Source organism: Pseudomonas guangdongensis, assembly GCF_900105885.1.
Taxonomy (GTDB): Bacteria; Pseudomonadota; Gammaproteobacteria; order Pseudomonadales; family Pseudomonadaceae; genus Geopseudomonas; species Geopseudomonas guangdongensis.
Genome location: NZ_LT629780.1, coordinates 120,818 through 137,853, shown reverse-complemented (window position 1 = coordinate 137,853; position 17,036 = coordinate 120,818). Strand labels below are relative to the sequence as shown.

The 17,036-nt window shown below is 67.0% G+C and carries 22 protein-coding genes; 12 read left to right on the top strand and 10 right to left on the bottom strand.

What is annotated here, in order from left to right:
• Both BLU22_RS00730 and BLU22_RS00725 read left to right on the top strand, forming a co-directional pair.
• Window positions 1-975, top strand: coding sequence for a metallophosphoesterase (locus BLU22_RS00730; RefSeq protein ID WP_090211389.1), 975 nt, complete (start codon window positions 1-3; stop codon window positions 973-975).
• The gene (locus BLU22_RS00725; protein WP_090211388.1) at window positions 972-1,841 is read left to right on the top strand and encodes a rhomboid family intramembrane serine protease; all 870 of its coding nucleotides are present in this window, start codon (window positions 972-974) and stop codon (window positions 1,839-1,841) included. The genes BLU22_RS00730 and BLU22_RS00725 overlap by 4 nt, the downstream gene beginning before the upstream one ends.
• Before the next feature lie 13 nt (window positions 1,842-1,854).
• Here the strand turns inward: BLU22_RS00725 and BLU22_RS00720 are convergent, their stop codons facing one another.
• The 10 genes from BLU22_RS00720 to BLU22_RS00675 all read right to left on the bottom strand — a co-directional run bounded on the left by BLU22_RS00720 (window position 1,855) and on the right by BLU22_RS00675 (window position 8,859).
• Window positions 1,855-2,127 (bottom strand): HPr family phosphocarrier protein, encoded by a 273-nt coding sequence (locus BLU22_RS00720; protein WP_090211386.1) that lies wholly within the window; start codon window positions 2,125-2,127, stop codon window positions 1,855-1,857.
• Between the two features lie 17 nt (window positions 2,128-2,144).
• Window positions 2,145-3,002: an RNase adapter RapZ gene (gene rapZ / locus BLU22_RS00715; RefSeq protein ID WP_090211383.1), complete on the bottom strand. Its 858-nt coding sequence runs from the start codon at window positions 3,000-3,002 to the stop codon at window positions 2,145-2,147.
• 4 nt (window positions 3,003-3,006) lie between these two features.
• Window positions 3,007-3,471 (bottom strand): PTS IIA-like nitrogen regulatory protein PtsN, encoded by a 465-nt coding sequence (ptsN, locus tag BLU22_RS00710; RefSeq protein ID WP_090211382.1) that lies wholly within the window; start codon window positions 3,469-3,471, stop codon window positions 3,007-3,009.
• A 20-nt stretch (window positions 3,472-3,491) separates the two neighbouring features.
• Window positions 3,492-3,800 carry a ribosome hibernation-promoting factor, HPF/YfiA family gene (gene hpf / locus BLU22_RS00705; protein ID WP_090211380.1) on the bottom strand — a complete coding sequence of 103 codons (309 nt, stop codon included), beginning with the start codon at window positions 3,798-3,800 and terminating at the stop codon, window positions 3,492-3,494.
• A gap of 73 nt (window positions 3,801-3,873) precedes the next feature.
• Window positions 3,874-5,367, bottom strand: coding sequence for an RNA polymerase factor sigma-54 (locus BLU22_RS00700; RefSeq protein ID WP_090211379.1), 1,494 nt, complete (start codon window positions 5,365-5,367; stop codon window positions 3,874-3,876).
• Between the two features lie 160 nt (window positions 5,368-5,527).
• Window positions 5,528-6,253, bottom strand: a complete 726-nt coding sequence (gene lptB, locus BLU22_RS00695) for an LPS export ABC transporter ATP-binding protein (RefSeq protein WP_090211377.1) — start codon at window positions 6,251-6,253, stop codon at window positions 5,528-5,530.
• On the bottom strand, window positions 6,250-6,792 hold the full coding sequence (gene lptA / locus BLU22_RS00690) for a lipopolysaccharide transport periplasmic protein LptA (protein ID WP_090211375.1): 543 nt from the start codon (window positions 6,790-6,792) through the stop codon (window positions 6,250-6,252). Before lptA ends, lptB begins: the two co-directional genes overlap by 4 nt.
• Complete coding sequence (lptC, locus tag BLU22_RS00685; RefSeq protein ID WP_090211374.1) at window positions 6,779-7,348, bottom strand: LPS export ABC transporter periplasmic protein LptC; 570 nt, start codon at window positions 7,346-7,348, stop codon at window positions 6,779-6,781. The genes lptA and lptC overlap by 14 nt, the downstream gene beginning before the upstream one ends.
• Before the next feature lie 11 nt (window positions 7,349-7,359).
• Window positions 7,360-7,884 carry a KdsC family phosphatase gene (locus tag BLU22_RS00680; RefSeq protein ID WP_090211372.1) on the bottom strand — a complete coding sequence of 175 codons (525 nt, stop codon included), beginning with the start codon at window positions 7,882-7,884 and terminating at the stop codon, window positions 7,360-7,362.
• On the bottom strand, window positions 7,885-8,859 hold the full coding sequence (locus BLU22_RS00675) for a KpsF/GutQ family sugar-phosphate isomerase (protein ID WP_173867162.1): 975 nt from the start codon (window positions 8,857-8,859) through the stop codon (window positions 7,885-7,887).
• Between the two features lie 204 nt (window positions 8,860-9,063).
• Between BLU22_RS00675 and BLU22_RS00670 the strand changes: the two genes are divergently transcribed.
• The 10 genes from BLU22_RS00670 (at window position 9,064) to hisC (ending at window position 17,004) form a co-directional block, all read left to right on the top strand.
• Window positions 9,064-9,873, top strand: a complete 810-nt coding sequence (locus BLU22_RS00670) for an ATP-binding cassette domain-containing protein (RefSeq protein ID WP_090211371.1) — start codon at window positions 9,064-9,066, stop codon at window positions 9,871-9,873.
• Window positions 9,873-10,670 (top strand): lipid asymmetry maintenance ABC transporter permease subunit MlaE, encoded by a 798-nt coding sequence (mlaE, locus tag BLU22_RS00665; RefSeq protein WP_090211369.1) that lies wholly within the window; start codon window positions 9,873-9,875, stop codon window positions 10,668-10,670. Before BLU22_RS00670 ends, mlaE begins: the two co-directional genes overlap by 1 nt.
• Window positions 10,670-11,143, top strand: coding sequence for an outer membrane lipid asymmetry maintenance protein MlaD (mlaD, locus tag BLU22_RS00660; protein ID WP_090211367.1), 474 nt, complete (start codon window positions 10,670-10,672; stop codon window positions 11,141-11,143). Before mlaE ends, mlaD begins: the two co-directional genes overlap by 1 nt.
• A gap of 11 nt (window positions 11,144-11,154) precedes the next feature.
• Window positions 11,155-11,799, top strand: a complete 645-nt coding sequence (locus BLU22_RS00655; RefSeq protein WP_090211366.1) for an MlaC/ttg2D family ABC transporter substrate-binding protein — start codon at window positions 11,155-11,157, stop codon at window positions 11,797-11,799.
• Window positions 11,799-12,101 (top strand): STAS domain-containing protein, encoded by a 303-nt coding sequence (locus BLU22_RS00650; protein ID WP_090211364.1) that lies wholly within the window; start codon window positions 11,799-11,801, stop codon window positions 12,099-12,101. The genes BLU22_RS00655 and BLU22_RS00650 overlap by 1 nt, the downstream gene beginning before the upstream one ends.
• 87 nt (window positions 12,102-12,188) lie before the next feature.
• Complete coding sequence (locus BLU22_RS00645) at window positions 12,189-12,428, top strand: BolA family protein (RefSeq protein WP_090211362.1); 240 nt, start codon at window positions 12,189-12,191, stop codon at window positions 12,426-12,428.
• 23 nt (window positions 12,429-12,451) lie between these two features.
• The gene (gene murA, locus BLU22_RS00640; protein ID WP_090211361.1) at window positions 12,452-13,717 is read left to right on the top strand and encodes a UDP-N-acetylglucosamine 1-carboxyvinyltransferase; all 1,266 of its coding nucleotides are present in this window, start codon (window positions 12,452-12,454) and stop codon (window positions 13,715-13,717) included.
• A gap of 9 nt (window positions 13,718-13,726) precedes the next feature.
• A complete protein-coding gene (hisG, locus tag BLU22_RS00635; RefSeq protein WP_090211359.1) occupies window positions 13,727-14,362 on the top strand; it encodes an ATP phosphoribosyltransferase in 636 nt (211 codons plus the stop codon).
• A gap of 165 nt (window positions 14,363-14,527) precedes the next feature.
• Entirely contained in the window at window positions 14,528-15,835 is a 1,308-nt protein-coding gene (gene hisD / locus BLU22_RS00630) for a histidinol dehydrogenase (RefSeq protein WP_090211357.1), read from the top strand.
• 110 nt (window positions 15,836-15,945) lie between these two features.
• Window positions 15,946-17,004, top strand: coding sequence for a histidinol-phosphate transaminase (gene hisC, locus BLU22_RS00625; RefSeq protein ID WP_090211355.1), 1,059 nt, complete (start codon window positions 15,946-15,948; stop codon window positions 17,002-17,004).
• Window positions 17,005-17,036 lie beyond the last annotated feature (32 nt).

The following is a 17,036-nucleotide window of genomic DNA, read 5'->3' as shown; positions in this document are numbered from 1 at the left end:
TTGCTCGACCCGGCTCGCGGCTACGACCTGATCGGCGACATCCACGGCTGCGCGCGCGCCTTGGAGCGGCTGCTGGCCGGGCTCGGCTACCGGCGCGTGGCCGGCGTCTGGCGTCACCCGCAGCGTATGGCGGTGTTCCTCGGCGATCTGGTCGACCGCGGCCCGCACATCCGCGAGACCTTGCACCTGGTCCACGACATGGTCGAGGCCGGCCAGGCGCTGTGCCTGATGGGCAACCATGAGTGGTACGCGCTGGGCTGGAGCACCCCGGCGCTGCCCGGCAGCGGGCGGCGCTACGTGCGCGAGCACGTGCCGCGCCACGAGCGGCTGATCCGCGAGACCCTGGCGCAGCTCGAAGGCCATCCCGGCGACTGGCGCGACTTCCTCACCTGGTTCCAGACCCTGCCGCTGTGCGTGGACGCCGGGCGCTTCCGCCTGGTACATGCCTGCTGGGATGCCGGGGTGATCGAACGCCTGCTGCGCGACTACCCCGACGCCCGCGTCGACCGCGCCTTCGTCCAGCAGGCCGGCGATCTGCAGAGCTTCGCCGCGCACTGCTTCCAGCGCCTGTTGCGCGGCATCGACATGCCGCTGCCGCGCGGCCTGACCCTGACCAGCAGCGACGGCTTCACCCGCTCGGTGTTCCGCACCAAGTTCTGGGAGGAGGATCCCAAGACCTACGGCGACATCGTCTTCCAGCCCGATGCGCTGCCCGACGAGGTGGCCAGCCTGCCGCTGTCCAACGCGCAGAAGGCGGCGCTGCTGCGCTACGGCGACGCCGAGCCGCTGCTGTTCGTCGGCCACTACTGGTGCCGCGGCACCCCCGGGCCGCTGCGTCCCAACCTGGCCTGCCTGGACTACAGCGCGGTGCGCCGCGGCAAGCTGGTGGCCTACCGGCTCGACGAGGAAACCCGCCTGGAACCGCACAAATTCTTCTGGGTCGAGGTCGGCGGCGGCATGGGGCTGGATACATGAGCGCGGTCGTCGCCCTGCGCCTGCCGCTGGACACCGACCTGGGGGCCTTCGTCGGCCTGCTGCTGCGCCTCGGCGTGCCGCACCGGGTCAGCGAGGAATCCGGCGAGCAGGTGCTCTGGGTGCCCGATGCGCAGCTGGCCGAACGGGTGCGCGAACTCTACGCGCGCTATCCCGAGGGCAGCGGCGAGGCCGGCGAGCGGCGCCCGCCGCTTGGTGTCGCGGTCTCGCCGGCGCGCCTGCTGGCCGGGACGCGGAACTGGCCGGTGACCGCCCTGGTGCTGCTGGCCAGCCTGTTGGTGGCGCTGCTCAGCGGCTTCGGCGACAACCTCGAACGGGTCGCCTGGCTGGCCTTCAACGATTTCCGCGTGCAGGGCGACTACGCCTGGTTCCTGCCGGTCACCGACAGCCTGGCCGCCGGCCAGTGGTGGCGGCTGTTCACGCCGATGCTGGTGCATTTCGGCGTGCTGCATCTGGCGATGAACAGCCTGTGGTTCTGGGAGCTGGGCCGGCGCATCGAGGCGCGCCAGGGCAGTTTGATGCTGCTCGGCCTGAGCCTGCTGTTCAGCCTGGTGTCCAACCTCGCCCAGTACCTGTTCGGCGGCCCGTCGATCTTCGGCGGCCTGTCCGGCGTGCTCTACGGCCTGCTCGGCCACTGCTGGCTGTTCCAGCGTCTGGCGCCCTGCGCGCACTACCGGCTGCCGCCGGGCGTGGTCGGCCTGATGCTGGCCTGGTTGCTGGTCTGCCTGTCCGGACTGATCGGCGCGCTGGGCCTGGGCCAGATCGCCAACGCCGCGCACGTCGGCGGCCTGCTGGCCGGCTGCGTCAGCGGCATGCTCGGCGGCCTGCTGGCGCGCCGGCGTGCGTAGTAGCCGAGAGAAGCTACTCGCCTTCCTCGAAGTAGTCGTTGATCAGGGCCTGCAGGGCCTGCAGGGCTTCCTGCTCCTGCTCGCCTTCGGTGTGCAGGTGGATCGAGGTGCCCTTGCCGGCGGCCAGCATCATCACCGACATGATGCTCTTGCCGTCGACCAGGCTCTGCGCCGAGCGGCCGACGCGCACCTGGCAGGGGTAGCGCCCGGCCACGCCGACGAACTTGGCGGCGGCACGGGCGTGCAGGCCGAGCTTGTTGATGATGGTGATGTCGCAGGCTGGCATCGCGCTATGGGCTCTGTCTATTTGAGGTCGCGGTGGCGGGTCTGCACGTTCTGCAGGCGCTCGCGCAGGGCGTGTCCCAAGCGTTCGGCCAGGTAGACCGAGCGGTGATGGCCACCCGTGCAGCCGATGGCCACGGTGACGTAGGCGCGGTTGCTGGCGGCGAAGCGCGGCAGCCACTTGTCCAGGTGGGCGAAGATGTCCTGGTACATTTCCTCGACATCCGCCTGGGCGGCCAGGTATTCGCGCACCGGCTCGTCCAGGCCGCTGTAGTCGCGCAGGTCCGGCTTCCAGTAGGGATTGGGCAGGCAGCGCACATCGAATACCAGGTCGGCGTCGACCGGCATGCCGCGTTTGAAGCCGAAGGATTCGATCAGAAAGGCGGTGCCGGCATCGGGCTTGTCCAGCAGGCGCAGCTTGATGCTGTCGCGCAGCTGGTACAGGTTGAGGTTGGCGGTGTCGATCTTCAGGTCGGCCAGGTCGGCGATGCTGCCGAGCAGCAGGGTTTCGTCGTCGATGGCTTCGGCCAGCGAGCGGTGTTCGTCGGTCAGCGGGTGGCGGCGGCGGGTTTCCGAGAAGCGCTTGAGCAGGGTGGCGTTGTCGGCGTCCAGATAGAGCACGTCGCACTGGATGTTGCGCTGGCGCAGCTGTTCGAGCAGTTCGGGGAAGCGCTTGAGCTGGCTGGGCAGGTTGCGCGCATCGATCGATACGGCCACCTGCGGGCGCAGGAGCTCGGTGTGCAGCAGGGCGCGTTCGGCCAGATCCGGCAGCAGGCTGGCCGGTAGGTTGTCGATGCAGTAGAAGCCATTGTCTTCGAGCACGGCCAGCGCGGTGCTCTTGCCCGACCCCGAGCGTCCGCTGACGATGACCAGGCGCATGGCGTCAGTGCCCGTCCACGGTATCGAGCACCACCTGATACAGGTCGAAGCCGTCCTGTGCCTGGCGCAGGCGCTCGCGCACCTCGGCGCGGTCGAGCAGTCCGGCGATCTGGCGCAGCAGCTCCAGATGCTCCTCGGTGGCAGCCTCGGGGACCAGCAGGACGAATAGCAGGTCTACCGGCGCGCCGTCGATGGCGTCGAAGTCGACCGGCGCATCCAGGCGCAGCAGGGCGCTGACCGGAACCGAACATCCGGCCAGGCGGCAGTGGGGAATGGCGATACCATTGCCGAAGCCGGTGGAGCCGAGCTTTTCGCGGGCGACCAGGCTTTCGAAGATGTCATGTGCGTCGAGCCCGGGAATATCCCGGGCCACGAGGTTGGCGATCTGCTCGAGAACGCGTTTTTTGCTGCCACCCGGCACGTTCACCTGGGAACGGCCGGGGGTCAGGATGTGCTCTAGTCGGATCATCGGAGAGTAGTGGCGAGTGGTCAGCGGGCGGCAGTACCCTGCTCGCGAGCGATCTGCTTTTCCTTGTGCTTGATCAGTTGACGATCAAGTTTGTCGGCGAGCAAATCGATGGCGGCGTACATATCTTCGTGCTCGGCATTGGCAACCACTTCGCCGCCGGCAATGTGCAGAGTCGCTTCGATTTTCTGCTTCAGTTTCTCCACCTGCATGATCACCTGAACATTGGTGATCTTGTCAAAATGGCGCGCCAGTCGGTCGAATTTCTCGTGGACATAGTCGCGCAGGGCGTCGGTCACTTCCAGGTGTTGGCCACTGATATTGACTTGCATACCGCTTCTCCTTATTGCCGCATAACCGGCAGGTCGATGTACCTGCCGTGGAATGTCTTTTCTTGTGATCTTCTCACACCAGGCGCTTGCGCTCGCTAGAGGGGGCAATTCCCAGTGATTCCCGATACTTGGCTATGGTCCTGCGTGCCACCTGAATTCCCTGTGCCTCCAGTAAACCAGCGATCTTGCTGTCGCTCAATGGCTTTTTGGGATTTTCCGCGGCAACCAGCTTTTTGATGATGGCGCGGATCGCGGTGGAGGAGCATTCGCCGCCTTCGGTGGTGCTGACATGGCTGGAAAAGAAGTATTTGAGTTCGAAAATGCCCCGTGGCGTATGCATGTATTTCTGCGTGGTGACCCGCGAGATGGTCGACTCGTGCATGCCCACCGCTTCGGCGATGTCGTGCAGAACCAGCGGCTTCATGGCCTCCTCGCCGTATTCGAGGAAGCCGCGCTGCTGGGTGACGATCTCGCTGGCGACTTTCATCAGCGTCTCGTTGCGGCTGAGCAGGCTCTTGATGAACCAGCGAGCCTCCTGCAGCTGGTTGCGCATGAAGATGTTGTCGGCGCTGGAGTCGGCGCGGCGCACCAGACCGGCATAGTGCGGGTTGACTCGCAGGCGCGGCATGGCGTCGGGATTGAGCTCGACCAGCCAGCGCTCGTTGTCCTTGCGCACGATCACGTCGGGGACCACGTATTCCGCTTCGCTGGACTCGATCTGCGCGCCGGGGCGCGGATGCAGGCGCTGGATCAGTTCGATCACCTGGCGTAGGTCGTCTTCCTTGATCCGCAGGCGGCGCATCAGCTGGGCATAGTCGCGGCTGCCAAGCAGGTCGAGGTGCTCGCGCGCCACGCGCTGCGCCTCCTCCAGCCAGGGCGTGCCGGCCGGCAGTTGCTTGAGCTGCAGCAGCAGGCATTCGCTGAGGTCGCGCGCGCCGATGCCCAGCGGCTCGAATTGCTGCACGCGGTGCAGGACCATTTCCACTTCGTCCAGCTCGATGCCCAGTTCCGGGTCGAGGGAGTCGAGGATCTCCTCGAGGGTTTCCTCCAGGTATCCATCGGTATTGATGGCATCGATGATCGACATCGCGATCAGTCGGTCGCTGTCGCTCATCGGCGAGAGATTGAGTTGCCAGAGCAGGTGGCTCTGCAGGCTTTCGCCGGAGGAGGTGCGGGCGGTGAAGTCCCAGTCGTCGTCATCGCTGGCCGGCAGGCTGCTGGCGCTGGTCTGGTAGATGTCTTCCCAGGCGGTATCAACCGGCAGCTCGCTGGGAATCCGCTCGCCCCACTGGTCGGCTTCGTCGAGGCTGTCGGGGGTGCGCTCGCTGTGGTTGGTGCTGCTGTCGTGAGCGCCGAGGCTGGGACTCGACTCTTTTTCCGCCAGCGGGTCATTGTTGTCGAAGTCGTCGCCGTCTTCCTGGCGTTCGAGCATCGGGTTGGAGTCGAGGGCTTCCTGGATTTCCTGCTGCAGGTCGAGGGTCGACAATTGCAGCAGGCGAATGGCTTGTTGCAGCTGCGGAGTCATCGTCAGCTGCTGGCCCATCTTGAGGACTAGCGAGTGTTTCATGCCGGGAATGTGCCCTTGGGGTCTGCCGGCGCGGCTGCGCCGTCCACTGCCGGACGCCGAGGCGCCGCTATTTAGCAAATTATATGCCCAGCAGGGGCTTGCTTGCCTAGGGTGCGCCCATGGCTGCGGGTGCCCGGCGTCCTTGCCAGGCCGCCAGGCTTCAGAGACGGAACTCGTGACCGAGGTAGACGTCCTTGACCAGCTGGTTGGCGAGGATGCTCTCGGCGTCGCCTTCGGCGATCAGCTGGCCGGCGTTGACGATGTAGGCGGTCTCGCATATATCCAGGGTTTCGCGCACGTTGTGGTCGGTGATCAGCACGCCGATGCCGCGATTCTTCAGGTGATGGATGATCTGCTTGATGTCGCCGACCGAGATCGGATCGACCCCGGCGAAGGGTTCGTCGAGGAGGATGAACTTCGGATTGCTGGCCAGGGCACGGGCGATTTCCACGCGGCGCCGTTCGCCGCCGGACAGGCTCATGCCGAGGTTGTCGCGAATATGGCTGATGTGGAATTCCTGCAGCAGATCCTCCAGCGCCGCGCGGCGCGCTGCGCGGTCGAGATCCTTGCGGGTTTCGAGGATCGCCAGGATGTTGTCGGCCACCGTCAGCTTGCGGAAGATCGATGCTTCCTGGGGCAGGTAGCCGATGCCGGCGCGGGCGCGGCCGTGCATCGGCAGCTGGGTGACGTCCTGCTCGTCGATCAGTACGCGGCCCTGATCGGCGCGCACCAGGCCGACGATCATGTAGAAACAGGTGGTCTTGCCGGCGCCGTTGGGGCCAAGCAGGCCGACGATCTGTCCGCTGTCGATCGACAGGCTGACGTCGCGGACGACCTGTCGACCCTTGTAGCTCTTGGCCAGGTGCTGGGCGGTCAGGGTGCTCATGGCGCGCTCTGCTCCTCGGTCTTCTTGCGCGGCTGGATCACCATGTCGATGCGCGGACGCGGCGTGCTGAGATTGCTGCCGGTGGCGCGGCCGGCGTTGACGATCTGGCGGCGGGTGTCGTAGACGATCTTCTCGCCCTCGAAGGTGTTGCCTTCCTGTACCACCTTGGCCTGGTCGATCAGCACGATGCGCTCGTTGGCGGCGAAGTACTGGATGGTCAGGCCATAGGCCTGGACCAGCTGCTTGTTTTCGGCCGGCTGCTGCTCGTAGTAGGCCGGCTTGCCCACCGAGGTGAACACCTCGATGTCGCCGTTGCTGTCCTGGGTGATGGTCACGGTGTCGCCGGTGATCTTCAGGGTGCCCTGGGTGATCACCACGCCGCCACGATAGACCGCCACGCCCTTGGCATCGTCCAGTTCGGCGCTGTCGGCCTGCACGCGGATCGGCTGGTCGCGGTCGGAGGGCAGCGCGAAGACGCAGGTGCTGGACAGCAGCAGGCCCAGAGCGAAGATAAGGGATCGGGAGTTAACGGAGCTCATGCTGTCCTCGCACGTTTGCCGGCAGGATCATCCTGCCGTCCTTGATATAGGCCTGCAGCCCGGTTGCGGTGGTCACGCCGTTGGCGGCCTCGATGCGTACCGCGGTAGCGGTTTCGGCGTATTCGCGTTCGGGGAATACGCTCAGGTGGCTGCTGGTGAGAATGGTCGGTCGCCCCTTGGCGTCGGTGCGCGCCACGCGTACCTCGTCGAGCAGCTCGACCTGCTGGCCGCCGGGCAGCACCTCGCCGCGCAGGCTCTGTACCCGCCAAGGGTATTCGCTGCCGCGATAGAGATGAAGGTCGGGACGGGTCAGGTGGGTGACGTCGGTGGTCTGCAGGTGTTCGAGGCGTTCGGCGCTCATCCGGTAGTGCAGGGTGCCGTCGGCTTGGAACTGTACGCTGCGAGCGTTCTCAACATAGAAGTCGATGGCGTTTTCGCCCGGCGCCGCGCTGCGGCGCTCCATGAAGCTTTCCGGGCGGATGTTCCAGTAGCCGATGGCCGCCAGCAGGACTGCCAGTACTGCCAGCGGCAGGGCCAGGCGCAGGGTGCGATTCATGTGCGCTCCGCTCACAGGTAGGCGGCCTGAGCCGCCTCCAGGCTGCCTTGGGCGTGCATGATCAGTTCGCAGAACTCGCGGGCGGCGCCTTCGCCGCCGCGTGCCACGGTGACGCCATGAGCATGCTGGCGGACGAAAGAGGCGGCGCTGGCCACGGCCATGCCCAGACCGACCCGGCGGATCACCGGCAGGTCGGGCAGGTCGTCGCCCAGGTAGGCGACCTGCTCGTGGTCGAGGCCCAGTTCGGCGAGCAGCTGATCGAGCACCACCAGCTTGTCTTCGCGCCCCTGGTAGAGGTGCTGGATGCCGAGGTTGGCGGCGCGCCGTTCGACCACCGGGCTCTGCCGCCCGCTGATGATCGCGGTGCGCACGCCGGAGGCGATCAGCATCTTGATGCCGTGGCCGTCGAGCGTGTTGAAGGTCTTGAACTCGCCGCCTTCGGGCAGGAAGTACAGCTTGCCGTCGGTCAGCACGCCGTCGACGTCGAAGACTGCCAGGCGGATGGCGCGGGCGCGTTGCAGCAGATCGTCATTCATTCACATCACTCCGGCGCGCAGCAGGTCATGCATGTTGAGGGCGCCGATGGCGCGCTGGTCGGCGTCGAGTACCACCACGGCGCTGATTTTGTGGTCTTCCATGATCTTCAGTGCCTCGGCGGCGAGCATCTCCGGACGTACGCTCTTGCCGCCGACGGTCATCAGTGCGTCGATCTGTGCGTCACGCACGTCGACGCCGCGATCCAGTGCGCGGCGCAGGTCGCCGTCGGTGAAGATTCCGGCCAGACGGCCGTCGGGCTCGGTGATCACCGTCATGCCCAGGCCCTTGCGGGTCATCTCCAGCAGGGTCTCGCGCAGCGAGGTGCCGCGCGGTACGCAGGGTAGGCTGTCGCCACCGTGCATGATGTGTTCGACCTTGAGCAGCAGGCGTCTGCCGAGTGCGCCGCCGGGATGGGAGAAGGCGAAGTCTTCGGCGGTAAAGCCGCGGGCTTCCAGCAGGGCGATGGCCAGTGCGTCGCCGAGGACCAGCGACACGGTGGTCGAGGAGGTCGGCGCCAGATTCAGCGGGCAGGCCTCGGCAGCCACGCGGGCGTCGAGGTTGACCTCGGCGGCCTGGGCCAGCGGCGAGTCGGGGTTGCCGGTCATGCTCACCAGGGTGATGCCCAGGCGCTTGATCAGCGGCAACAGGGTGACGATCTCGGCGGTGCTGCCGGAGTTGGACAGCGCCAGCACCACGTCGTCGCGGGTGATCATGCCCATGTCGCCGTGGCTGGCCTCGGCCGGGTGGACGAAGAACGCCGGAGTGCCGGTGCTGGCCAGGGTGGCGGCGATCTTGTTGCCGATGTGTCCGGACTTGCCCATGCCGACCACCACCACGCGGCCCTTGCAGGCCAGCAGCAGTTCGCAGGCGCGCACGAAGTCGCCGTCGATGCGCGCGAGCAGGTCGTTGACGGCGTCCAGTTCGAGGCGGATGGTGCGCCGGGCGGATTCGATGAAAGCGGGCGTATGCGGCATGGCACAGGGTCGGCTTGCGGGGAAGCCGCGCATTATAACGCTAAAGTCGCTTCGGCTCATCACCTGCCGATGCCGCTCGCGCGGCTGCCTTGGGGTGTCGTCGAGGCGGGTGCTATAGTGCGCGCCCATTCGGCCACCGTTCGTCAGGTGTCCCAAGCCGGTCGGCCGGCGTCTGCACGGAAGGCTGTCACGCAAGGAGTTCCGATGACCAGCGACAATGCGTATGCCGTCGAGCTGAAGGGAGTGACCTTCAGGCGCGGCTCGCGCGCCATCTTCGATAACGTGGATCTGGCCTTTCCGCGCGGCAAGGTGACCGGGATCATGGGGCCGTCTGGGTGCGGCAAGACCACTCTGCTACGGCTGATCGGCGCGCAGCTGCGCCCGGCCAGCGGCCAGGTGATCGTCAACGGTCACAACCTGCCGGGACTGTCGCGCAGCGAACTGTTCGACCTGCGCAAGCAGATGGGCGTGCTGTTCCAGAGCGGCGCGCTGTTCACCGATCTCGACGTGTTCGAGAACGTCGCCTTTCCGCTGCGCGTGCACACCGATCTGCCCGAGGAGATGATTCGCGACATCGTGCTGATGAAGCTGCAGGCGGTCGGCCTGCGCGGCGCCATCGAGCTGATGCCTGACGAGCTGTCCGGCGGCATGAAGCGCCGCGTGGCGCTGGCCCGGGCGATCGCCCTCGATCCGCAGATCCTCATGTACGACGAGCCCTTCGTCGGCCAGGACCCGATCGCCATGGGCGTGCTGGTGCGGCTGATCCGCCTGCTCAACGATGCCCTGGGGCTGACCAGTATCGTGGTGTCCCACGATCTGGTGGAGACCGCCAGCATCGCCGACTACCTCTATGTGGTGGGCGACGGCCAGGTGCTTGGCCAGGGCACGCCGGCCGAGCTGATGGCGTCGGACAATCCGCGCATCCGCCAGTTCATGAAAGGCGTCGCCGACGGCCCTGTGCCGTTCCACTTCCCGGCGCCGGACTACCGGCGCGACCTGCTGGGGGAATCCTGATGCGCAAGATTTCCTCCCTCGAACGGGTACGCTTGTTCGGTCGCGCCGGGCTCGACGTACTGCAGGCGCTCGGACGCTCGGTGTTGTTCCTGGTACATGCCCTGTTCGGTCGCAACGGCGCCGGCAGCTTCCTGCAGCTGCTGGTCAAGCAGCTGTGGGCGGTGGGCGTACTGTCGCTGGCGATCATCATCGTCTCCGGCATCTTCATCGGCATGGTGCTGGCCCTGCAGGGTTACAACATCCTGGTCGACTTCGCCTCCGAGGAGGCGGTCGGCCAGATGGTCGCCCTGACCCTGCTGCGCGAGCTGGGGCCGGTGGTCACCGCGCTGCTGTTCGCCGGGCGCGCCGGTTCGGCGCTGGCCGCCGAGATCGGCAACATGAAGTCCACCGAGCAGCTCTCCAGCCTGGAGATGATCGGCGTCGATCCGCTGAAGTACATCATCGCCCCGCGGCTGTGGGCCGGCTTCATCTCCATGCCGCTGCTCTCGGCGATCTTCACCGTGGTCGGCATCTGGGGTGGGGCGATGGTCGCGGTGGACTGGCTGGGGGTCTACGAGGGCTCCTACTGGGGCAACATGCAGCGCAGCGTGGAATTCCAGGGCGATGTGCTCAACGGCATCATCAAGAGCCTGGTGTTCGCCGTGGTGGTGACCTGGATCGCGGTGTTCCAGGGCTACGACTGCGAACCGACTTCCGAGGGCATCAGCCGCGCCACCACCCGCACCGTGGTCTACGCCTCGCTGGCCGTGCTCGGCCTCGACTTCATCCTTACCGCTCTGATGTTTGGAGACTTCTGATGCAAACGCGTTCCCTGGAAATCGGCGTCGGCCTGTTCCTCCTCGCCGGCCTGCTGGCCCTGCTGCTGCTGGCGCTGCGCGTCAGTGGCCTGAGCCTTGGTGCGGCGCAGGACACCTATCGCGTCTATGCCTACTTCGACAACACCGCCGGCGTCAGCGCACGGGCCAAGGTGACCATGGCCGGGGTGACCATCGGCAAGGTGGTGGCGGTCGATCTCGATCACGAAAGCTTCATGGGGCGGGTGACCATGGAGCTCGATCAGCGCGTCGACAACCTGCCGGTCGACTCCACCGCGTCGATCCTTACCGCCGGCTTGCTCGGCGAGAAATACATCGGCATCAGCATCGGCGGCGAGGACGAGGTGCTCAAGGACGGCGGCGTGATCCGCGACACCCAGTCGGCGCTGGTGCTGGAAGACCTGATCGGCAAGTTCCTGCTCAACTCCGTGAACAAAGAACCTGCTCAGCCCTGAGGAGAACACCCATGCTCAAGTTCCTGCGTCGCGGCCTGCTGTTGCTGCTGGCCGCTCTTTCCCTGCCGGCGCTGGCCACGACCACGACGCCCCACCAGGTGGTGCAAGGCACCATCGACCAGGTGCTCGGCGAGCTGAATTCGCGCCGCGAGCTGTTCCGTCAGGATCCCGAGGCCTTCTACCAGAGCCTCGACCGCATCCTGGCGCCGGTGGTCGACTTCGACGGCTTCGCCCGCGGGGTGATGACCGTGCGCTACAGTCGCAGCGCCTCGCCGGCGCAGATGCAAGCCTTCCAGGACAGCTTCAAGCGCAGCCTGATGCAGTTCTACGGCAACGCCCTGCTCGAATACGAGAACCAGGAGATCCGCATGCTGCCGGTGGCGCCCGAGCGCGAGCCGGGGCGAGCCTCGGTGAACATGGAGATCGTCGGCCGCAACGGCGCTGTCTACCCGCTGAGCTACACCATGGTGCAGCAGCAGGGGCGCTGGATGGTGCGCAACGTGATCGTCAACGGCATCAACATCGGCAAGCTGTTCCGTGACCAGTTCGCCGACGCCATGCGCAACAACCGCAACGACCTCGACCGGGTGATCGCCACCTGGGGCGATACCGTGGCGCGCTCGCGCCAGACGGTCGAAGCGCAGGGCGCCCGCTGATGCGCGGCGAGCTGCATGCGCTGGAGGGCGGGCTGGCCCTGCGCGGGGTGATCGACATGCATGTCGGCGCCGAGCTGCGCGGCGCCGCGCGGCGTCTGCTGGCCGCCGGCGTCGCGGCGGAGGTGACGCTGGACTGCGCCGGCATCGAGCAGAGCAGCAGCGTCGGCCTGTCGCTGCTGCTCTGTCTGCTGCGCGACGCCCAGGCCACCGGCAAGCGTCTGCGGATTTGCAACCTGCCCGCCGACCTGCGCCAGGTCGCCGAGGTCTACGGTCTGCTCGAACTGCTGCCGCTGGCCGACTGAGTCCCCGCTGGCCGCGGGATTCGCAGCCGGCGGGGCTTTTTTGTATGATGGCCGCCCGTTCCAGCAGGTCCCCATCGAGGTTGAGTTATGCAGGCTGAAGACGTCAAACGCCACCTGGAAGCGCATTTGCCCGGCACCCGCGTGGTGGTCGAAGGGCAGGGCTGCGATTTCCAGCTGAACCTGATCAGCGACGATCTCGCCGCGCTCCGCCCGGTCAAGCGCCAGCAACAGGTCTACGCCCATCTCAACGAGTGGATCGCCGATGGCAGCATCCACGCCGTGACCATGAACTTCTTCACCCAGGCCGCCTGGGCCGAGCGCGCCTGAGCGCCGGTGACCGAGACAACCCAATGGACAAACTGATCATCACCGGCGGCGCCCCGATCGACGGGGAAATCCGCATTTCCGGCGCGAAGAACTCGGCCCTGCCGATCCTCGCCGCCACCCTGCTGGCCGACGAGCCGGTCACCGTGCGCAACCTGCCGCACCTGCACGACATCACCACCATGATCGAGCTGTTCGGTCGCATGGGCGTGCAGCCGGTGATCAACGAGAAGCTCGACGTCGAGGTCGACGCCACCACCATCAAGACCCTGGTGGCGCCCTACGAGCTGGTCAAGACCATGCGCGCCTCGATCCTGGTGCTCGGCCCGATGGTCGCCCGCTTCGGCCAGGCCGAAGTGGCGCTGCCCGGCGGCTGCGCCATCGGCACCCGCCCGGTCGACCTGCACATCCGCGGGCTTGAGGCGATGGGCGCGATCATCGACGTCGATGGCGGCTACATCAAGGCCCGCGCCCCCGAGGGCGGCCTGCGCGGCGCGCACTTCTGCTTCGACACCGTCAGCGTCACCGGTACCGAGAACATCCTGATGGCCGCGACTCTGGCCAACGGCCGCAGCGTGCTGGAAAACGCCGCGCGCGAGCCGGAGGTGGTCGATCTGGCCAACATGCTGATCGCCATGGGCGCCAAGATCCAGGGTGCCGGTACCTCGACCATCACCGTCGACGGCGTGCCGCGTCTGGGTGGCACCAGCTACGCGGTGATGCCCGACCGTATCGAGACCGGCACCTTCCTGGTCGCCGCCGCAGCGACCCGTGGCCGGGTCAAGCTCAAGGACACCGATCCGACCATCCTCGAAGCGGTGCTGCTCAAGCTCCAGGAGGCCGGCGCCGAGATCACCACCGGCGAGGACTGGATCGAGCTGGACATGAAGGGCAAGCGGCCCAAGGCGGTGAACATCCGCACCGCGCCCTATCCGGCGTTCCCCACCGACATGCAGGCGCAGTTCATCGCCATGAACGCGGTGGCCGAGGGCACCGGCACGGTGATCGAGACCATCTTCGAGAACCGCTTCATGCACGTGCTGGAGATGCAGCGCATGGGCGCGCAGATCCAGATCGAGGGCAACACCGCCATCGTCAGTGGCGTGCCCCGTCTCAAGGCCGCTCCGGTGATGGCCACCGACCTGCGCGCCTCCGCCAGCCTGGTGATCGCTGCGCTGGTGGCCGACGGCGAGACGCTGATCGACCGCATCTACCACATCGACCGCGGCTACGAGTGCATCGAGGAGAAATTGCAGCTCCTCGGTGCGAAGATCCGCCGCGTGCCGGGCTAGGGGTAACTCATGCTGACCATCGCGCTGTCCAAGGGCCGCATCCTCGACGACACCCTGCCGCTGCTGGCCGCGGCCGGCATCGCGCCGACCGAGAATCCGGACAAGAGCCGCAAGCTGATCATTCCCACCACCCAGCCCGACGTGCGCCTGCTGATCGTGCGCGCCACAGACGTGCCGACCTATGTCGAACACGGCGCCGCCGACCTCGGCGTGGCCGGCAAGGACGTGCTGCTGGAGTACGGCGCGCAGAACCTCTACGAGCCGCTGGACCTGCAGATCGCCCGCTGCAAGCTGATGACCGCCGGCGCGGTCGGCGCCGCCGAGCCGCGCGGCCGCCTGCGGGTGGCGACCAAGTTCGTCAACGTCGCCAAGCGCTACTACGCCGAACAGGGTCGCCAGGTCGACATCATCAAGCTGTACGGCTCGATGGAGCTGGCGCCGCTGGTGGGGCTGGCCGACAAGATCATCGACGTGGTCGACACCGGCAACACCCTGCGCGCCAACGGCCTGGAGCCCCAGGAGCTGATCGCTCACATCAGCTCGCGCCTGGTGGTCAACAAGGCCTCGATGAAGATGCAGCACGCGCGCATCCAGGCCCTGATCGACACCCTGCGCCAGGCCGTGGCCTCCCGCCACGACGCCTGAGGAGCCCTGCCGCCGGCCCGCCCGCCGCGGGCCGGCCGGCAACCCCCGTCGCGACTTCCCGTCGCGCCGGCCTATCCGCGTCATAGCCACAATTGCCGGGTGCCCGTGCGGAAGGCCTGATAATCTAGCGGCGCCCCAACACGCTGACGCCAGAGAGGCTTTGCCATGACCGCACCACTCGCCATCCGCCGACTCGATGCCGCCGATCCGCAGTTCGCCGCTCATCTGGATCATCTGCTGAGCTGGGAGAGCGTGTCCGACGACGCAGTCAACCAGCGGGTGCTGGAGATCATCCAGGCCGTGCGCGAGCGGGGCGATGCCGCGCTGGTGGAGTTCACCCAGCGCTTCGACGGTGTCCCGGCGACAGCCATGGCCGAGCTGATCCTGCCGCGCGAGCGTCTGGAGCTGGCGCTGAGCCGCATCAGCGCCGAGCAGCGCACGGCGCTGGAGCAGGCCGCCGAGCGCGTGCGCCGGTACCACGAGCGGCAGAAGCAGGACTCCTGGACCTACACCGAAGCCGACGGCACCGTGCTCGGCCAGCAGGTCACGGCGCTGGACCGCGCCGGCCTGTACGTGCCAGGCGGCAAGGCTGCCTATCCGTCCTCGGTGCTGATGAACGCCATTCCGGCCAAGGTCGCCGGGGTGCCCGAGGTGGTGATGGTGGTGCCGACCCCGCGCGGCGAACTCAACGAGCTGGTGCTGGCCGCTGCCTGCGTGGCCGGGGTCGACCGGGTGTTCACCATCGGTGGCGCCCAGGCCGTGGCCGCACTGGCCTACGGCACCGAGAGTGTGCCGCAGTGCGACAAGATCGTCGGCCCGGGCAACATCTATGTAGCCACCGCCAAGCGCCACGTGTTCGGCCAGTGCGGCATCGACATGATCGCCGGTCCCTCGGAGATCCTCGTGGTCTGCGACGGCCAGACCGATCCGGACTGGATCGCCATGGACCTGTTCTCCCAGGCCGAGCACGACGAGGACGCCCAGTCGATCCTGGTCAGCCCGGACGCCGGGTTCCTCGACAAGGTGGCCGAGAGTATCGCCCGCCTGCTGCCGACCATGGAACGCGCCGAGATCATCCGCACCTCGCTGGAGGGCCGCGGCGCACTGATCCAGGTCGCCGACATGCAGCAGGCCATCGCCGTGGCCAACCGCATCGCCCCCGAGCACCTGGAACTGTCGGTGGCCGATCCGCAGGCCTGGCTGCCGCAGATCCGCCATGCCGGCGCGATCTTCATGGGGCGCTACACCGCCGAGGCGCTGGGCGACTACTGCGCCGGCCCCAACCACGTACTGCCGACCTCCGGCACCGCGCGCTTCTCCTCGCCGCTGGGGGTCTACGACTTCCAGAAGCGCTCGTCGATCATCTTCTGTTCCGCCGAAGGTGCCTCCGAGCTGGGCAAGACCGCCTCGGTGCTGGCGCGCGGCGAGTCGCTGACCGCCCACGCGCGCAGCGCCGAGTACCGCATCAAGTAAGCCGTGGGGTGGAAACGGCCGTAGGCCTTTTCCACCTGACGTAACTGGGGGGAAGCGCTGCGCGGTTTCCCACCCGACGCCAAGCAGATCGAATTCGAGGAGAGAAGGGCGTGAGCAAATTCTGGAGCCCCTTCGTCAAGGACCTGGTGCCCTATGTGCCGGGCGAGCAGCCGAAGATGAGCCGGCTGGTCAAGCTCAACACCAACGAGAACCCCTATGGCCCGTCGCCCAAGGTGTTGGAGGCGATCCGCGCCGAGCTGGGCGACGACCTGCGTCTGTACCCGGACCCCAACGGCGAGCGGCTCAAGCAGACCGTGGCCGACTACTACGGCGTGCAGCCCGCCCAGGTGTTCGTCGGCAACGGCTCCGACGAGGTGCTGGCCCACGTGTTCCACGCGCTGTTCCAGCACGGCCAGCCGCTGCTGTTCCCGGACATCAGCTACAGCTTCTATCCGGTGTACTGCGGCCTGTACGGCATTCCCTTCGAGGCGGTGCCGCTGGACGCACAGTTCCGCATCGCGGTCGCCGACTACGCACGGCCCAACGGCGGGATCATCTTCCCCAACCCCAACGCGCCGACCGGCTGCCTGCTGCCGCTGGCGGCGATCCGTCAGTTGCTGGAAGACAACGGCGACTCGGTGGTGGTGGTCGACGAGGCCTACATCGACTTCGGCGGCGAAAGCGCGATCAGCCTGGTCGACGAGTACCCCAACCTGCTGGTCACCCAGACCCTGTCCAAGTCGCGCTCGCTGGCCGGCCTGCGGGTCGGCCTGGCGGTCGGCAACGCCGAGCTGATCGAGGCGCTGGAGCGGGTCAAGAACAGCTTCAACTCCTACCCGCTGGATCGCCTGGCGCTGGCCGGGGCGGTGGCGGCCTTCGAGGACCAGGACTACTTCGAGCAGACCTGCCAGACCGTGGTCGCTAGCCGCGAGCAACTGGTGGTGGACCTGCAGGACCTGGGCTTCGAGGTGCTGCCCTCGGCGGCCAACTTCGTGTTCGCCCGCCATCCGCAGCGTGACGCCGCCGAGCTGGCCGCCGGGCTGCGCGAGCGCGGGGTGATCGTGCGCCACTTCAAGCAGGAGCGCATCAGTCAGTTCCTGCGCATCACCGTCGGCGACGCCGAGCAGAACATGGCGCTGCAGGAGGCGCTGGGCGAGCTGCTGGCCTGAGTCCGCTGCTGAGCTGCGAACGGCGCCTGCGG

What these genes read in the sequence shown, in the direction of transcription:
- BLU22_RS00725 (WP_090211388.1), top strand. Translation starts at nt 972, where the DNA reads ATGAGCGCGGTCGTCGCCCTGCGCCTGCCGCTGGACACCGACCTGGGG.
- BLU22_RS00720 (WP_090211386.1), bottom strand. Translation starts at nt 2,127, where the DNA reads ATGCCAGCCTGCGACATCACCATCATCAACAAGCTCGGCCTGCACGCC.
- rapZ (WP_090211383.1), bottom strand. Translation starts at nt 3,002, where the DNA reads ATGCGCCTGGTCATCGTCAGCGGACGCTCGGGGTCGGGCAAGAGCACC.
- ptsN (WP_090211382.1), bottom strand. Translation starts at nt 3,471, where the DNA reads ATGATCCGACTAGAGCACATCCTGACCCCCGGCCGTTCCCAGGTGAAC.
- hpf (WP_090211380.1), bottom strand. Translation starts at nt 3,800, where the DNA reads ATGCAAGTCAATATCAGTGGCCAACACCTGGAAGTGACCGACGCCCTG.
- BLU22_RS00700 (WP_090211379.1), bottom strand. Translation starts at nt 5,367, where the DNA reads ATGAAACACTCGCTAGTCCTCAAGATGGGCCAGCAGCTGACGATGACT.
- lptB (WP_090211377.1), bottom strand. Translation starts at nt 6,253, where the DNA reads ATGAGCACCCTGACCGCCCAGCACCTGGCCAAGAGCTACAAGGGTCGA.
- lptA (WP_090211375.1), bottom strand. Translation starts at nt 6,792, where the DNA reads ATGAGCTCCGTTAACTCCCGATCCCTTATCTTCGCTCTGGGCCTGCTG.
- lptC (WP_090211374.1), bottom strand. Translation starts at nt 7,348, where the DNA reads ATGAATCGCACCCTGCGCCTGGCCCTGCCGCTGGCAGTACTGGCAGTC.
- BLU22_RS00680 (WP_090211372.1), bottom strand. Translation starts at nt 7,884, where the DNA reads ATGAATGACGATCTGCTGCAACGCGCCCGCGCCATCCGCCTGGCAGTC.
- BLU22_RS00675 (WP_173867162.1), bottom strand. Translation starts at nt 8,859, where the DNA reads ATGCCGCATACGCCCGCTTTCATCGAATCCGCCCGGCGCACCATCCGC.
- BLU22_RS00670 (WP_090211371.1), top strand. Translation starts at nt 9,064, where the DNA reads ATGACCAGCGACAATGCGTATGCCGTCGAGCTGAAGGGAGTGACCTTC.
- mlaE (WP_090211369.1), top strand. Translation starts at nt 9,873, where the DNA reads ATGCGCAAGATTTCCTCCCTCGAACGGGTACGCTTGTTCGGTCGCGCC.
- mlaD (WP_090211367.1), top strand. Translation starts at nt 10,670, where the DNA reads ATGCAAACGCGTTCCCTGGAAATCGGCGTCGGCCTGTTCCTCCTCGCC.
- BLU22_RS00655 (WP_090211366.1), top strand. Translation starts at nt 11,155, where the DNA reads ATGCTCAAGTTCCTGCGTCGCGGCCTGCTGTTGCTGCTGGCCGCTCTT.
- BLU22_RS00650 (WP_090211364.1), top strand. Translation starts at nt 11,799, where the DNA reads ATGCGCGGCGAGCTGCATGCGCTGGAGGGCGGGCTGGCCCTGCGCGGG.
- BLU22_RS00645 (WP_090211362.1), top strand. Translation starts at nt 12,189, where the DNA reads ATGCAGGCTGAAGACGTCAAACGCCACCTGGAAGCGCATTTGCCCGGC.
- murA (WP_090211361.1), top strand. Translation starts at nt 12,452, where the DNA reads ATGGACAAACTGATCATCACCGGCGGCGCCCCGATCGACGGGGAAATC.
- hisG (WP_090211359.1), top strand. Translation starts at nt 13,727, where the DNA reads ATGCTGACCATCGCGCTGTCCAAGGGCCGCATCCTCGACGACACCCTG.
- hisD (WP_090211357.1), top strand. Translation starts at nt 14,528, where the DNA reads ATGACCGCACCACTCGCCATCCGCCGACTCGATGCCGCCGATCCGCAG.